This is a genomic window from Methylobacterium sp. NEAU K (assembly GCF_030700285.1).
GTDB lineage: Bacteria > Pseudomonadota > Alphaproteobacteria > Rhizobiales > Beijerinckiaceae > Methylobacterium.
Window position 1 is genome coordinate 20,340 of sequence record NZ_JAUYZJ010000023.1, and the last position, 13,591, is coordinate 33,930.

The 13,591-nt window shown below is 71.4% G+C and carries 14 protein-coding genes; 8 read left to right on the forward strand and 6 right to left on the reverse strand.

The window, feature by feature from the left end; translation table 11 throughout:
* Positions 1-130: 130 nt before the first annotated feature.
* The 3 genes from mfd to Q8W67_RS18090 all read right to left on the reverse strand — a co-directional run bounded on the left by mfd (position 131) and on the right by Q8W67_RS18090 (position 4,425).
* The gene (mfd, locus tag Q8W67_RS18080) at positions 131-3,739 is read right to left on the reverse strand and encodes a transcription-repair coupling factor (protein ID WP_305548094.1); all 3,609 of its coding nucleotides are present in this window, start codon (positions 3,737-3,739) and stop codon (positions 131-133) included.
* A 147-nt stretch (positions 3,740-3,886) separates the two neighbouring features.
* Complete coding sequence (locus Q8W67_RS18085; protein ID WP_305548097.1) at positions 3,887-4,117, reverse strand: hypothetical protein; 231 nt, start codon at positions 4,115-4,117, stop codon at positions 3,887-3,889.
* A gap of 11 nt (positions 4,118-4,128) precedes the next feature.
* On the reverse strand, positions 4,129-4,425 hold the full coding sequence (locus tag Q8W67_RS18090; protein ID WP_305548100.1) for a succinate dehydrogenase assembly factor 2: 297 nt from the start codon (positions 4,423-4,425) through the stop codon (positions 4,129-4,131).
* Positions 4,426-4,628: 203 nt separating this feature from the next.
* On the opposite strand from Q8W67_RS18090, the gene Q8W67_RS18095 reads away from it, so the two are divergent.
* From Q8W67_RS18095 to Q8W67_RS18105, 3 genes are all read left to right on the forward strand, one after another.
* Positions 4,629-5,606 carry a quinone oxidoreductase gene (locus tag Q8W67_RS18095; protein WP_305548281.1) on the forward strand — a complete coding sequence of 326 codons (978 nt, stop codon included), beginning with the start codon at positions 4,629-4,631 and terminating at the stop codon, positions 5,604-5,606.
* A 10-nt stretch (positions 5,607-5,616) separates the two neighbouring features.
* On the forward strand, positions 5,617-6,243 hold the full coding sequence (gene pncA, locus Q8W67_RS18100; protein WP_305548102.1) for a bifunctional nicotinamidase/pyrazinamidase: 627 nt from the start codon (positions 5,617-5,619) through the stop codon (positions 6,241-6,243).
* A gap of 99 nt (positions 6,244-6,342) precedes the next feature.
* Positions 6,343-6,543 carry a hypothetical protein gene (locus Q8W67_RS18105; protein ID WP_305548105.1) on the forward strand — a complete coding sequence of 67 codons (201 nt, stop codon included), beginning with the start codon at positions 6,343-6,345 and terminating at the stop codon, positions 6,541-6,543.
* Positions 6,544-6,562: 19 nt separating this feature from the next.
* Here Q8W67_RS18105 and Q8W67_RS18110 read toward each other — a convergent pair whose 3' ends face one another.
* The 3 genes from Q8W67_RS18110 to rimO all read right to left on the reverse strand — a co-directional run bounded on the left by Q8W67_RS18110 (position 6,563) and on the right by rimO (position 9,489).
* Positions 6,563-6,793, reverse strand: a complete 231-nt coding sequence (locus tag Q8W67_RS18110) for a hypothetical protein (RefSeq protein WP_305548108.1) — start codon at positions 6,791-6,793, stop codon at positions 6,563-6,565.
* Between the two features lie 142 nt (positions 6,794-6,935).
* Positions 6,936-8,018 carry a DNA polymerase IV gene (gene dinB / locus Q8W67_RS18115; RefSeq protein WP_305548112.1) on the reverse strand — a complete coding sequence of 361 codons (1,083 nt, stop codon included), beginning with the start codon at positions 8,016-8,018 and terminating at the stop codon, positions 6,936-6,938.
* 118 nt (positions 8,019-8,136) lie between these two features.
* Positions 8,137-9,489, reverse strand: a complete 1,353-nt coding sequence (gene rimO / locus Q8W67_RS18120) for a 30S ribosomal protein S12 methylthiotransferase RimO (RefSeq protein ID WP_305548115.1) — start codon at positions 9,487-9,489, stop codon at positions 8,137-8,139.
* A 354-nt stretch (positions 9,490-9,843) separates the two neighbouring features.
* Here rimO and pabB point away from each other — a divergent pair, with 354 nt between their 5' ends.
* The 5 genes from pabB (at position 9,844) to Q8W67_RS18145 (ending at position 13,566) form a co-directional block, all read left to right on the forward strand.
* Positions 9,844-11,217 (forward strand): aminodeoxychorismate synthase component I, encoded by a 1,374-nt coding sequence (gene pabB / locus Q8W67_RS18125; protein ID WP_305548118.1) that lies wholly within the window; start codon positions 9,844-9,846, stop codon positions 11,215-11,217.
* The gene (locus Q8W67_RS18130; RefSeq protein WP_305548121.1) at positions 11,214-11,837 is read left to right on the forward strand and encodes an aminodeoxychorismate/anthranilate synthase component II; all 624 of its coding nucleotides are present in this window, start codon (positions 11,214-11,216) and stop codon (positions 11,835-11,837) included. Before pabB ends, Q8W67_RS18130 begins: the two co-directional genes overlap by 4 nt.
* Complete coding sequence (locus Q8W67_RS18135) at positions 11,824-12,687, forward strand: aminotransferase class IV (RefSeq protein WP_305548124.1); 864 nt, start codon at positions 11,824-11,826, stop codon at positions 12,685-12,687. Before Q8W67_RS18130 ends, Q8W67_RS18135 begins: the two co-directional genes overlap by 14 nt.
* Before the next feature lie 32 nt (positions 12,688-12,719).
* A complete protein-coding gene (locus tag Q8W67_RS18140) occupies positions 12,720-13,100 on the forward strand; it encodes a DoxX family protein (RefSeq protein ID WP_305548284.1) in 381 nt (126 codons plus the stop codon).
* A 289-nt stretch (positions 13,101-13,389) separates the two neighbouring features.
* Positions 13,390-13,566 (forward strand): hypothetical protein, encoded by a 177-nt coding sequence (locus tag Q8W67_RS18145; protein WP_305548127.1) that lies wholly within the window; start codon positions 13,390-13,392, stop codon positions 13,564-13,566.
* The last annotated feature ends 25 nt before the right edge of the window (positions 13,567-13,591 follow it).

Sequence of the window (13,591 nt, forward strand, 5' to 3'; positions counted from 1 at the left end):
TCGGAGGAGGGCTGCGGGGACCGCGCGGCCGGCTGGAGGGCTCCTTCGAGGCGTCCGCTGCGCGGACGCACCTGAGGATGAGGGAGGTTGCATAGATGGGCGTCACGCACCGCGCGCTTGGCCGCCTCGCTCACGCCGCCTTCTTCACCCGCTCGGCGATCTTGACCAGGCTGCGCAGCACCTCGGTGGCGGTCTTGAGCCGTGCCGGGATCGTGGTCAGCTCGCGCACGAACACGACGCTCATGTCGGGGCGCACCTTCGCGAAGGAAGCCTGCTCCGCCACGAAGGCCACCAGCCCCTGCGGGTTGGCGTAGGACTTGTCGCGGAAGTGGACGACCACACCCTTCGGGCCGGCCTCGACCTTCTCGACGTTGGCGTTGAGGCAGAGGATCTTGATCGTGCCGATCTTGAGGAGCTGCTCCACCTCCGGCGGCAGCGGCCCGAACCGGTCGATCATCTCGGCCCCGAAGCTCTCCATCTCGGCATCGTCCTGGATGGTGGCCAGCCGCCGGTAGAGGGCCAGCCGGACGCCCAGATCCTCGACGTAATCCTCCGGGATGGTCACGGGCGCGCCGAGCGCGATGGTGGGCGACCACGCCTCCTCGGGCACGTCCTCGATGCCGGCCTTCAGGGCGGTGACCGCGTCCTCCAGCATCTGCTGGTAGAGTTCGTAGCCCACCTCCTTGATGTGGCCGGACTGCGCGTCGCCCAGCAGGTTGCCGGCGCCGCGGATGTCGAGGTCGTGGCTCGCGAGCTGGAAGCCCGCGCCCAGCGTGTCGAGGCTCTGGAGCACCTTGAGGCGCTGCTCGGCCTGGGCGGTGAGTTGCCGGTTGGCCGGCGTCGTGAACAGCGCGTAGGCGCGGGCCTTCGAGCGGCCGACGCGACCGCGCAGCTGGTAGAGCTGGGCCAGCCCGAACATGTCGGCCCGGTGCACGATCAGGGTGTTGGCGGTGGGGATGTCGAGGCCGGATTCGACGATCGTGGTCGAGAGCAGGACGTCGAACTTGCCCTCGTAGAAGGCGGTCATCACGTCCTCGAGCTGGCCTGCCGCCATCTGGCCGTGGGCGATCGCAACCTTGATCTCGGGCATCTCCGCATCGAGGAATTTCTTGACCTCCGCGAGGTCCTCGATGCGCGGCACCACGTAGAAGGATTGGCCGCCGCGGTAGCGCTCGCGCAGCAAAGCCTCCCGGATGGTGAGCGGGTCGAACGGCGTCACGAAGGTGCGCACCACCAAGCGGTCCACCGGCGGCGTGGCGATGATCGAGAGTTCGCGCACGCCCGTCATGGCGAGCTGGAGCGTACGCGGGATCGGGGTCGCCGAAAGCGTCAGCACGTGGACATCGGCCTGGAGCGCCTTCAGCCGCTCCTTGTGGGCGACGCCGAAATGCTGCTCCTCGTCGACGATGATCAGGCCGAGATCCCGGAAGGCGATGTTCTTGGCCAGAAGCGCGTGGGTGCCGACCACGATGTCGACGGTGCCGGCGGCGAGCCCCGCGCGGGTCTGCTTCATCTCCCCGGCACTCGCGAAGCGGGAGAGCTGGGCGACCTGGACCGGCAGCCCCTTGAAGCGCTCCGCGAAGGTGCGGAAATGCTGGCGGGCGAGCAGCGTGGTGGGCACGATCACCGCCACCTGCTTGCCCGCGATCGCCGCCGCGAAGGCGGCACGCAGCGCCACCTCGGTCTTGCCGAAGCCGACATCGCCGCAGACCAGCCGGTCCATCGGGCGGCCGGCATTGAGGTCGTCGAGCACCGCGTCGATGGCGTTGGCCTGGTCCTCGGTCTCCTCGAACGGGAAGCGGGCGGCGAACTCGCCGTACAGGCCGTCGGGCGCCTTGAGGACCGGGGCCTTCCGGACGAAGCGCTGGGCCGCGACCTTGATCAGCTCGCCCGCCATATCGAGGATGCGGCGCTTCATCTTGGCCTTGCGGGCCTGCCAGGCGCCGCCGCCGAGCCGGTCGAGGGCGACCTCGGAATCCTCCGAGCCGTAGCGGGTCAGGAGCTCGATGTTCTCCACCGGCAGCAGCAGCAGGCCGCCGGTATATTGCAGCTCCAGGCAATCATGCGGGGCGCCCGCGGCATGGATCGTCTTGAGCCCGACGAAGCGGCCGATGCCGTGGTCGGCATGGACCACGAGGTCGCCGGGCTGGAGCGCCTGGACCTCCAGGATCACGTCCTGGGGCCGCTTGGCCTTGCGCTTCTGGCGCACGAGCCGGTCGCCCAGGATGTCGCCCTCTGAGACGACGGCGAGTTCGCCCACCGTGAAGCCCGCCTCCAGGCCCCAGACCGCCACCGCGGCATCGGCGCCGCGCTTGAGCGCGTAGACGTCCGACAGGCGGGTGATCGCCACGGGCTTCTTCAGGCCGTGGTCGGCGAGAACCCCGCAGAGCCGGTCGCGGGAGCCGTCGGACCAGGATCCCAGGATCACGTGATGCCCGGATCCCTGGAGATCGCGGATATGGGCCACCGCCGCGTCGAACACGCTGGCATTCTCGTCGGCGCGCTCCGGGGCAAAGCTGCGTCCGGCCTTGGCACCGCAATCGATCACCGCGCGCTCGGTGGAATCCGGCTGCGTGAACGGGGTCAGCCGCGCCACGGTGGCGGCGGCGATGCACTCCTTCAGCTCGTTCGGCATCAGGTAGAGGGCACGCGGCGGCAGCGGCTTGTAGGGGGCGACGCCCGCCTGCGGGGTCTTCATCGCCCCCTCGCGGGCCTGGTAGTAATCCTGCACGAGGCTGATCCGCTCGGCGGCCGCGTCCTCGACCTGCGGGTCGAACACCATCGGCACGCCGCCGAGATAGTCGAACAGCGTGTCGAGGCGCTCGTAGAACAGAGGCATCCAGTGCTCGAGGCCGGCGTAGCGCCGCCCCTCGCTCACCGTCTCGTAGAGGCGGTCATCGCGGTTGGCCGTCCCGAAGCTCTGGATGTAGCCCTGGCGAAAGCGCCGGATCGTCTCCGTGGTAAGCTGGACCTCGCTCATCGGCATCAGGTCGAGGGAGCGCAGCTGGCCGGTGGTGCGCTGCGTCTCCGGGTCGAAGGCACGGATCGATTCGAGCGTGTCGCCGAAGAAGTCGAGGCGGATCGGCGCCGGCAGGCCGGGGGGCGACAGGTCGAGGATGCCGCCCCGCACCGCGTATTCGCCGGTGTCGCGCACCGTCCCGGTGCGCAGGAAGCCGTTGGCCTCGACCCAGGCGACCACGTCGTCCATGGCCACGACGTTGCCGATCGCCGCCGAGAACGCCTCCTTGGCGATGTGGCCGCGGGGCGGCACGCGCTGCACCAGGGCGTTGACCGTGGTGCAGAGGATGCGCGGGCGGTCCTCGGCGGAACGGGTCCGCGCGAGTCGGGCGAGCGCCGTCATCCGGGCGGCCGCGACGGCCGTGGTCGGCGAGACCCGGTCGTAGGGCTGGCAGTCCCAGGCCGGCAGGCTCATCACGTCCATCTCGGGCGCGACGAAGCCCAGCGCCGACTGGAACGCCGCCGAGCGCCCGGAATCGCGGGCCACGTGCACCAGCACCGCGGGGGCGTCGACGTCCGGGGCCAGGGCACGGGCGAGATCGGCCACCGCGAGCGCGTCGAACCCCTCCGGGGCATTCGCCAGGACCGGGCTGTCGCCGCGCTTGAGGGCGTCGAGCACCTTGGCGAGCGCCGAGGATTTCGGCAGCGCGAAACGCGCGGCCTGCGGCTTGGCGGCGGGGGCAGGAGGCTTCGGGGCAGACTTGGGCTGAGGCTTGGCCATCGGGTCTTTCGCGGGGGATCCCGCCGGGCACATCGGGGGCTTATGCCGGCCGGCGTTAGCCCATTGGGCCGTCGCGATAAAGCGCCCCGGCGACAGCACAGACGACGCACGGACCGGGGGCCGCGGGTGTGTGCGGCGCCCGCACCCTCACGCGTCGGGCCCGACGATCTCCGCGAGCGCCGCCTCGACCCGGCCGCGGAAGAAATCCGCGTTGGGCATGTCCCCGGTCATGGCGGCGGCCCGGCCGCTGGCCTGCCGCAGGACCTCGGACCGCAGGGACGGGTCGGAGCGCTCCATCATCTCCAGCAGGATGCGGACAACGAGTTCGGTGGCGATCGACCGGGCCGGGTGGTCGTAAGCGGGCTTGGGTTCATCCATCGCGGGCACTCTCAAGAATGGATCGGCGCGTCGTGCCGGTGGAAGGCCCGCACCCGCCGCCAGACCGGCGTGTCGTAGTTCGAGGGCGTCTCCACCTCGCCGGTGAGCCACTTGAACAGGTCCCGGTCCGGCACCTCGATCAGCGCCTCGAACTGGTCGAGTTCCGGTTCCGACAGGGTCCCGATCTCGGCATCGGCGAAGCGGCCCATGATCAGGTCCATCTCGCGGATGCCCCGGTGCCAGGATTGGTAGAGGAGGCGGCGGCGGCGCGGATCGAGGTCGGCGCTGGTGCGGGTGGTGCCGGACATGGTTTCTGACTTCGGGCCGGAGGGACGGGCGGGGACGCGCAGACCCAAGATAGGCGGCCGGGACCGGCGGATCCAGGATGGTCGGGCCGCGGACCGCCCTGCAACCGCAAGGCGAGGCGCAAAAAGAAATTGCCTCCTGCGGACGCTCCGTTATCTCGGGTCCGCGACGTCCAGGATCATGGGCGATGAGCGGGAGTACGACGATGCCGAAGGCGATCCGGGTCTACGAGTACGGCGGCCCCGAGGTGATGCGGTTCGAGGACGTGCCCCTGGCCGAGCCCGGCCCCGGGCAGATCCGGGTCCGCCAAGCCGCCATCGGCGTCAACTTCATCGACATCTACTTCCGCAGCGGCGCCTACAAGTCGCCGCACATGCCCTTCACCCCCGGCAAGGAGGGCGCCGGCATCGTCACGGCGGTGGGCGAGGGAGTCTCAAACCTCAAGCCCGGCGACCGGGTCGCGTACGGCTCGGCGCCGGACGGCTGCTACGCCGAGGAGCCGGTGGTCCCGGCCTCCGCGGCCGTGCCGATCCCCGACGGCGTCGACGAGAAGACCGCCGCGGCCATGATGCTCAAGGGCCTGACGGTCGAGTACCTGCTGCACCGGACCTACGCGGTGAAGCCCGGCGACACGATCCTGTGGCAGGCGGCCGCCGGCGGCGTCGGCCTGATCGCCTGCCAATGGGCCAAGCATCTCGGCGCCACGGTGATCGGCACCGTCGGCAGCCCCGAGAAGGCGGAGCTGGCCAGGCAGAACGGCTGCGACCACGTCATCCTGTATCGCGAGGAGGACGTGGCCAAGCGCGTGCGCGAGATCACCGGCGGCAAGGGCGTGCCGGTGGTCTACGACGGCGTCGGGCAGGCGACCCTGATGGGCTCGCTGGACAGCCTCGCGCCGCTCGGCCTGCTGGCGAGCTTCGGCTCGGCCTCCGGGCCGATCAGCGGCCTCGACCTCGGGCTGCTGGCCCCGCGCGGCTCGCTCTACGTGACGCGGCCGACGCTCGCGACCTTCTCGTCGGACCGCGCCACCCTGGAAGAGGCCGCCGCCCGCCTGTTCAAGGTGGTCGGCGACGGCTCGGTGAAGATCGCGGTCAACGCCACCTACCCGCTCGCCGAGGCGCAGCAGGTGCACCGGGATCTGGCGGCCCGGGAGACCACCGGCTCGATCGTGATGCTGCCATAGGGCCTCCACCGTGACGCCCGGCGCCGCCGACCTGCTCCTCATCGTCGACGTGCAGGTCGACTTCCTGCCGGGCGGAGCACTCCCCGTCCCGGACGGCGACGCGGTGATCGGGCCGGTCAACGCGCTCCAGCACCGGTTCCGGCACGTCGCCCTGACGCAGGACTGGCATCCGGCGGACCACGTCTCCTTCGCCGACAATCATCCGGGGCGGGCGCCCTACGAGAGCGTGGCGCTCCCTTACGGCCCGCAGGTGCTGTGGCCCCGCCACTGTGTCCGGGGCACGGCCGGCGCCGGCTTCGGGCCGGGACTCGACACCGAACGGGGCGGCTTGGTGATCCGCAAAGGCATGGATCCCCGGGTCGACAGCTACTCGGCCTTCCTGGAGGCCGACCGTGCCACCCGCACCGGGCTCGCCGGGGCACTGGCCGAGCGCGAGATATCCCGCGTGATCCTATGCGGGCTCGCCACGGATTTCTGCGTGGCCTGGAGCGCGCTGGACGCCCGCGCGGCGGGCTTCGACGTGTGGGTGGCGGAGGATGCGGTGCGGGGGATCGATGTCGGCGGTTCGCTCGCCCAAGCCTGGGCGCGAATGGAGGCGGCGGGGGTGCGCCGGATCGGATCGGGGGAGATCGGCTGAGCGCCCGCGGGGATCGGGAGGCGAACCGCAGCACGGGGATCGGGAGACCGCCCCGGCCCCGACGCGTTGGCCTGCCACCAGCACTCGACAGGAGCCAGCGTGTCAGGCCGGGACCCGGAGACCGAGACTCCCACGGACGCCGACCTCAAGGGCAATCCCGGCATCGGCAGGTCGCAAGGCATGAGCGGGGCCGACCCTGCGGATCTGCAGGCGGATTGGACCTTCGAGGGCGACGTCGACAACGCGACGAAGGTGGACGGCGGCATCGATCCCGACCACCGGCCGCGCAAGAACGCGTAACGGCCTGCCCGGGTCGATCTCAGCGGCCGCGCACCGCCGCCTTCGGCCGCTGCGGAGCGTGGACGGTGGCGGCGAGCCCGGCGCTCGGGCCGCCCGCAGGGACGTAGAGCTGGGCGGGACTCGCGGTGTAACCCTGGAGCTGGGCCGCGTTGGCGGCACCGAAGGCGGCAGTGCCGTCGGCGTGGGCAGCGCCCGCCGGGACGCTCAGCAGCAGAGCGGCGGCCAGGGCCAGCGGGGCGTGCTTCGACATGGGGCGGACCCTTCGGTTCGTGCGGTGTCCGGGCAATCCCGGTCCGCACCGGATGGCTCCTATCTGTGATCGATCGGCCGCGGCCAGCGTGCGGCCCCACACCAATCCCGCCGCCCTGCACCCTGATGGCCGCGGGGACGGATCAGAGCGCCAACCCGAGTTGCTGCGGCCCGTCCGATTCGTCCTGCGCGAAGCCCGAGAGCGACACGCCGATCAGCCGGGCGCTGCGCCGCAAGGGGAACAGGCCGGCGAGCAGATCGAGGCCGATCCGCTCCAGGCCGGCCCGGTCGGTTACGGGGGCGGGGAGCGACTTCGCCCGGGTCACCTGGGCGAAATCCGAGAACTTGAGCTTCAGGGTCACGGTCCGGGCCCGCATCCCCTTGGCGTCCGCGCCCGCCCAGACCTTGTCGAACAGGGGTGCCAGCCGGGCGGCCAGGACGTCGTAGGCGGCCGTGTCCTCCGAGAAGGTGGTCTCCGCCCCGATCGACTTGCGCACCCGGTGGGCCCGCACCGGCCGCTCGTCGATCCCGCGGGCGACCGCGTGATAGTAGGCACCCGCGGATCCGAAGGTCTCGCGCAGGCGCTCCGGCGTCCAGGCGCGGAGATCCGCCCCGGTCTGGATCCCGAGCCGCTTCATCTTCGCCTCGGTGACCGGGCCGACCCCGTGGAACCGGCCGATCGGCAGGGCGGCCACGAAATCCGGACCCATGGCGGGGGTGATCACGAACAGGGCGTCGGGCTTGCGGTGGTCGGATGCGACCTTGGCCAGGAACTTGTTGTACGAGACCCCGGCCGAGGCGACGAGGCTTGTCCGCTCCAGGATCTCGGCCCGGATGGCCCGCGCAACGGCTGTCGCCGTCGGAAGCCCCAGAAGATTCTCGGTGACGTCGAGATAGGCCTCGTCCAGGGCCACCGGCTCGATCACCGGCGTGTGCCGGGCGAAGACGGCCCGGATCTCCTCCGAGACCGCCCGGTAGACCTCGAAGCGCGGCTTGACGAACAGCAGGTCCGGACAGAGCCGCCGCGCGGTCGCCGACGGCATGGCCGAGCGCACCCCGAACCGGCGTGCCTCGTAGCTCGCCGCCGCCACCACGCCGCGCTCCCGCGAGCCGCCCACCGCCAGCGGGCGCCCGCGCAGGGTGGGGTCGTCGCGCTGCTCCACGGAGGCGTAGAACGCATCCATGTCGATGTGGATGATCTTGCGGAGCGCGACCTCCGGATCCATCGCCGCCTCGGGGTCCCGGTCCAGGTTCCTGATCTGTTCCGAAAGAGCGCGGCGAGGCGCCCGGGTCAACCGATCCGGCCGCACAGCTCACAGGTCGTTCACGAGAAACGCGAAAAAATCAGGCGACGCTGCCGTAGAGGTCGTAGGCCTCGGCCCGCTCGACCTTCACGGTGACGATGTCGCCGACCCGCACCGGCCGCCGGAAGGCGGCGTGGACGGTGCCGTCGATCTCCGGCGCATCGGCCTTGGACCGGCCCTTCGCGACCCCGCCCTCGACGGCATCGACGATCACCGCCATCCGCTTCCCGACCTTGGCCCGCTGGAGCCGCAGCGCGATCCCGTTCTGCGTCTCCATGAACCGGCGCTTGCGCTCGGCCTTCACCTCCGGCGGCACGAGGTCGCCGAGCGCGTTGGCGGTGGCGCCCGCCACCGGCTCGTACTCGAAGCAGCCGACGCGATCGAGCTTGGCCTCCTGGAGCCAGGCCAGCAGCTCCTCGAACTCGGCTTCGGTCTCGCCGGGGAAGCCGACGATGAAGGTCGAGCGGATCGCGAGGTCGGGACAGATCGCCCGCCAGCTCCGGATCCGGTCGAGCTGGCGCTCCTGGTTGCCGGGCCGGCGCATGCGCTTGAGCACCGCGGGGCTCGCGTGCTGAAGCGGCATGTCGAGATAGGGGAGCACCTTGCCCTCGGCCATCAGCGGGATGACCTCGTCCACGTGCGGGTAGGGGTAGACGTAGTGCAGCCGCACCCAGGCCCCGAGCTCGCCGAGCTCCTTGGTGAGGTCGTAGAACTTCGCCCGGACCTCCCGGTCCCGCCACGGGCTCTCGGCGTAGCGGATGTCGACCCCGTAGGCGCTGGTATCCTGCGAGACGACCAGCAGCTCCTTCACGCCGGCGTTGACGAGCTTCTCGGCCTCGCGCAGCACGTCGCCGGCCGGGCGGCTGACGAGGTTTCCGCGCAACGACGGGATGATGCAGAAGCTGCAGCGATTGCTGCACCCTTCCGAGATCTTCAGGTAGGCGTAGTGGCGCGGGGTGAGCTTGATCCCCTGCGGCGGCACGAGGTCGAGGAACGGGTCGTGGGCCGGCGGCACCGCCTCGTGGACGGCGGCCACCACCGACTCGTAGGCCTGTGGCCCGGTCACCGCGAGGAGGTCGGGATATTTTTCGCGGATCTCGTCCGGCTGCGCGCCCATGCAGCCGGTGACGATCACCCGGCCGTTCTCCGCCATGGCCTCGCCGATCGCCGCGAGCGATTCCGCCTTGGCCGAATCCAGGAAGCCGCAGGTGTTGACGATCACCACGTCCGCCCCGTCGTGGCGGCGGGCCAGCTCGTAGCCCTCCGCGCGCAGATGCGTGAGGATCCGCTCGGAATCGACCAGGGCCTTGGGGCAGCCCAGCGAGACAAACGAGATCTTCGGGGCGGCGCCGGGAGCGGGTCCGCGGGGGGTGGGCGTGGCGGTTGCGGTCATGGGCGCGTTCAGGACGGATCGGACGGCACCCTCGCGTGCGGCCGGTAGCTCAGTCGCAGGGGGCGCGAGGACGTGAGTTCGGGATCGCGCTTCCTATAGCGGCTCCGGCGCGCTGGCGCGAGGCCGACGGCCGCAGGGGTGCCCGGCCCCGCGTGGGAGGCTAGATCCCGATCTGAAACTTGGCCGTTTGCCAGGGCTTTGCCGGGGGCTCCTGAGATCCCACATCAAGTCCTGCGGGATCAATCCCGGCTGTGAGGCCGGGCCTTGCGCGGAACTGCCGCTTCCCCCGCGGCATCGCCTGTGCAACGGCAGCGTGCGGCGCGCGAGCCCAGGACATCAGCCCCGAACCCGGTCATGTGGACCCGAGAGATCCCCTTCATCGATCCCGTCGCGGCGGCCGCCCGGCTGCGGCGCCTGCCGGGACTCGCCTTCCTCGACAGCGCCATGCGGCACGATCCCCTGGGTCGCTACGCGATCGTGGCCGCCGACCCGTTCGCGCGCTTCCGGTTCCGCGACGGGCGCGCGACCCTGGACGGGACTCCGGTGCCGGGGGACCCGTTCACGGCTTTGCGGGCGTGCCTCGCCCCCTACCGGCTCGAACCCGGCTCCGAACCTTTTCCGGGCGGAGCGATCGGCTACCTCGCTTACGATCTCGGCGCGCAGCTGGAGCGGGTCGCGGCACCAGCCCGGCGGGCGGGGCTCACGGATGACATCGCCTTCAACCTCTACGACACGGCGCTGGTGATCGACCATGCCGATGGCGCCTGCCGCCTCGTCGCCACCGGCTTCCCCGAATCCGACCCGACCGCCCAGCAGGCCCGCGCGGAGGAACGACTCGCCTGCTTCGCCGACCTGCTCGGCACCGACGGCTCCCGGATCGAGCCCCCCTCCCAGCCGGCCGAGAAGCTCACGTGGCGATCGAACTTCGACCGGCAAACCTATGAGGCTGCTGTCGAAAAGGTCCGCGCCTATATTCGGGCCGGCGACATCTACCAGGCCAACATCGCTCAGCGCTTCACGGCGGACCTGCCGGCGGGCTTCGACCCGTTCGCGCTCTATCGGCGCCTGCGCGACACCAACCCGGCGACCTTCGGGGCCTATCTGGAACTCGAGGGGCTGACCATCGCGTCGTCTTCTCCGGAGCGCTTCATCCGGCTCGACGGCCGGCACGTCGAGACCCGGCCGATCAAGGGCACCGCCCGCCGGCTCGACGATCCGGCGGCCGACCGAGCGGCCGCCGAGGCGCTGCTGGCCTCCGTCAAGGAGCGGGCCGAGAACGTCATGATCGTCGACCTGCTGCGCAACGACCTGTCCCGGGTCTGCGCGCCCGGCAGCGTCACCGTGCCCACCCTGTGCGGCCTGGAGACCTACGCCAACGTCCACCACCTCGTTTCGGTGGTGACCGGGACGCTCCGCGACGGGCTCGACGCCCTCGACCTCCTGAAAGGGACATTCCCCGGGGGCTCGATCACCGGCGCCCCGAAGATCCGGGCCATGGACATCATCACGGAGATCGAGGGGGACGCCCGGGAACTCTATTGCGGCGCCATCGGGCGGATCGGCTTCGACGGGGCGCTCGACACCTCGATCGCGATCCGCACCGTGTTCATGGACGAGACCCAGGCCGTCCTGCAGGCCGGCGGCGGGGTGACGCTGCTCTCGGAGCCCGGCCCGGAATACGACGAGACCCTGGCCAAGGCCGCGCGCGTGTTCGAGGCCTTCGCATGATCCTCGTCCTCGACAATTACGACTCCTTCGTCTTCAACATCGTCCGCTACCTGGAGGAGCTGGGCGAGGAGGTCCGGGTCGTGCGCAACGACGCCCTCGACGTCGCCGGCATCCGGGCGCTGGCCCCGGAGGCGTTGGTGGTGTCGCCGGGTCCCTGCACCCCCGCGGAAGCCGGCATCTCCCTGCCGGCGATCCGGGAGCTGTCCGGCGCGGTGCCGATCCTCGGGGTCTGCCTCGGTCATCAGGCGATCGGCGCGGCCTTCGGCGGCAAAGTCGAGCGGGCTCGGCGCCCCCTGCACGGGCAGGCGACGCCGATCGAGCACCGGGGCGAGCGGCTGTTCGCCGGCCTCCCGGCGCCGATGCCGGTGGGCCGCTACCACTCGCTGGTGGTGACGCCCGAGCCCGGCATGGAGAAGCACCTCACCGTCGACGCGGTCTCGCAGGAGGGCGAGGTGATGGCGCTCTCGCACCGGACCCACCCGACCTACGGCATCCAGTTCCACCCGGAATCGGTGCTGACCGAGGGCGGCCACGCCCTGTTCGCCAATTTTCTGGGACTGGCCCGCGCCTGGCGGCAGCGGCGCGACCAACAGGCAGGGCGAACAGATGCTGTGGCGTGACGGGACGATCGTCCCGGGGACGCACGCGCCCCTCGACCACACCGACCGCGGCCTGACTCTGGGCGACGGCCTGTTCGACACCGCGCTGGCCATCGGCGGCCGCGTGGCCTTCGAGCAGGCTCATATCGACCGGCTCGTCGCCTCCGCGGCGGCGCTCGGGATCCCCGCCGAGGCGGAGCGGATCCGCGCCGCCATACGGGGGCTGGCCGGCGAGGGGGCCAGGACGGGCGACCGGCTGGCGATCCGCACCACCCTCACCCGCGGCTCCGGCCCGCGCGGGCTGAAGCCCCCGGAGGATCCGAGCCCCACCCTGTTCGCCATCGCGGCGCCGAGCGCCCGGAGCATCGCCTTCGCGCCCCTGCGCCTGCGGCCGACGGCCATCGCCCGCAACGACACGTCGCCGGCCGCCCGGCTGAAGACGCTCGGCTATCTCGACGCGGTGCTCGCCGCCCGCGAGGCCGCCGCTTCGGGGTTCGACGAGGCCTTGTTCCGCAACACGCGGGGGCATGTCGCCTGCGCGGGCACCGGCAACCTGTTCGCGCTGTTCGGGGAGAGCGTGGTCACGCCGCCGCTCGACGACGGAGTCCTTGCCGGGATCGTGCGCGGGGCGGTGCTGGAACTCGCCGGCGGCTGCGGCTTGCGCGCGGAGGAGCGGTCCCTGACACTGCCCGATCTGCTGGGCGCCGAGGCCGTGTTCCTGACCAACTCCCTGCGGCTCATAGCCCCCGTGACGGCGATCGGCGACACTGCCTTCGCGAGCGCCGGACACCCTGCCCTGGCCCGACTCATGGCAGCGCTCAAGGCCTCGGTGGCCCGCGCCTGCGGGGTGGCGGAGGACCGCGTGGCGTGACCGACCGGGCAGAGGCGGCAGGCCGCCGGTGGCTGCGCTACGGGCTCTCGGCCCTCTACGTCTTCATCGGGATCGTCCACCTCGTGGCGGCCGACGCGATGCTGCCGCTGATGCCCGACTGGGTGCCGGCGCCGCGCCTCGTGATCCTGGCCACCGGCCTGTGCGAGATCGCCGGCGCCGTCGGCCTCCTGACCCGCTCGTTCCGCCGGGCGGCGGCGATCGGCCTCGCCCTCTACGCGGTCTGCGTCTACCCGGCCAACCTCAAGCACGCCTTCGATCGCATCCACATCGACGGCATCCCGGATTCCTGGTGGTACCACGGCCCGCGGCTCGCCTTTCAGCCGGTCTTCGTCTGGGCCGCCCTCTGGGCCGGCGGCCTGATCGACTGGCCGCTGCGCGATCGCAGGCGCTGAGGCCCCGGCCCGCTCAGCGCCGCTTACTCCGGCCACCGGAAGGTCCGCCCGGGGATTTCGCCGAGAGACCAGCCGCCGACCGACGCGGACACCCGGGATTTGCCGTACCCGAGGAGCGTCCGGCTGCCGCGTGCTGCCAGCAACCGCCCAGAAACCGTGATCACAGGATCCCGGCATCGCAGGCTCACGGCAGACTTTGATCCGGAGATCACGGCAGATACACTCTGGTTCGACCGCCGCGCGCGCTGGAACATCGCGCAGCCCGGCCCCGATACGGGCGGAGTGCAGGATGAAGCGCGGCAATGCCGGCCGGTCGAGGCCGCCGCCACTCCCGGACACCCTGCCGGACCGTGCCGCGGTCGAAAGCGCCATCGAGACCATCTTGGACCGCCTGCGCCCCAAGCCGGTCCGCGTGCCGCGGGCCGATGCCGCCCGGAAGACCGGCCCGGTCCGGAAGGACGGCTGAGCGGCCGCCGGCCTCGGAAAAAGGT

Coding starts and splice junctions, on each gene's coding strand:
- rimO (WP_305548115.1), bottom strand. CDS start 9,489: ATGACCGCAACCGCCACGCCCACCCCCCGCGGACCCGCTCCCGGCGCC.
- Q8W67_RS18130 (WP_305548121.1), top strand. CDS start 11,214: ATGATCCTCGTCCTCGACAATTACGACTCCTTCGTCTTCAACATCGTC.
- Q8W67_RS18110 (WP_305548108.1), bottom strand. CDS start 6,793: ATGTCGAAGCACGCCCCGCTGGCCCTGGCCGCCGCTCTGCTGCTGAGC.
- mfd (WP_305548094.1), bottom strand. CDS start 3,739: ATGGCCAAGCCTCAGCCCAAGTCTGCCCCGAAGCCTCCTGCCCCCGCC.
- pabB (WP_305548118.1), top strand. CDS start 9,844: ATGTGGACCCGAGAGATCCCCTTCATCGATCCCGTCGCGGCGGCCGCC.
- dinB (WP_305548112.1), bottom strand. CDS start 8,018: ATGGATCCGGAGGTCGCGCTCCGCAAGATCATCCACATCGACATGGAT.
- Q8W67_RS18090 (WP_305548100.1), bottom strand. CDS start 4,425: ATGTCCGGCACCACCCGCACCAGCGCCGACCTCGATCCGCGCCGCCGC.
- Q8W67_RS18135 (WP_305548124.1), top strand. CDS start 11,824: ATGCTGTGGCGTGACGGGACGATCGTCCCGGGGACGCACGCGCCCCTC.
- Q8W67_RS18145 (WP_305548127.1), top strand. CDS start 13,390: ATGAAGCGCGGCAATGCCGGCCGGTCGAGGCCGCCGCCACTCCCGGAC.
- Q8W67_RS18085 (WP_305548097.1), bottom strand. CDS start 4,117: ATGGATGAACCCAAGCCCGCTTACGACCACCCGGCCCGGTCGATCGCC.
- Q8W67_RS18095 (WP_305548281.1), top strand. CDS start 4,629: ATGCCGAAGGCGATCCGGGTCTACGAGTACGGCGGCCCCGAGGTGATG.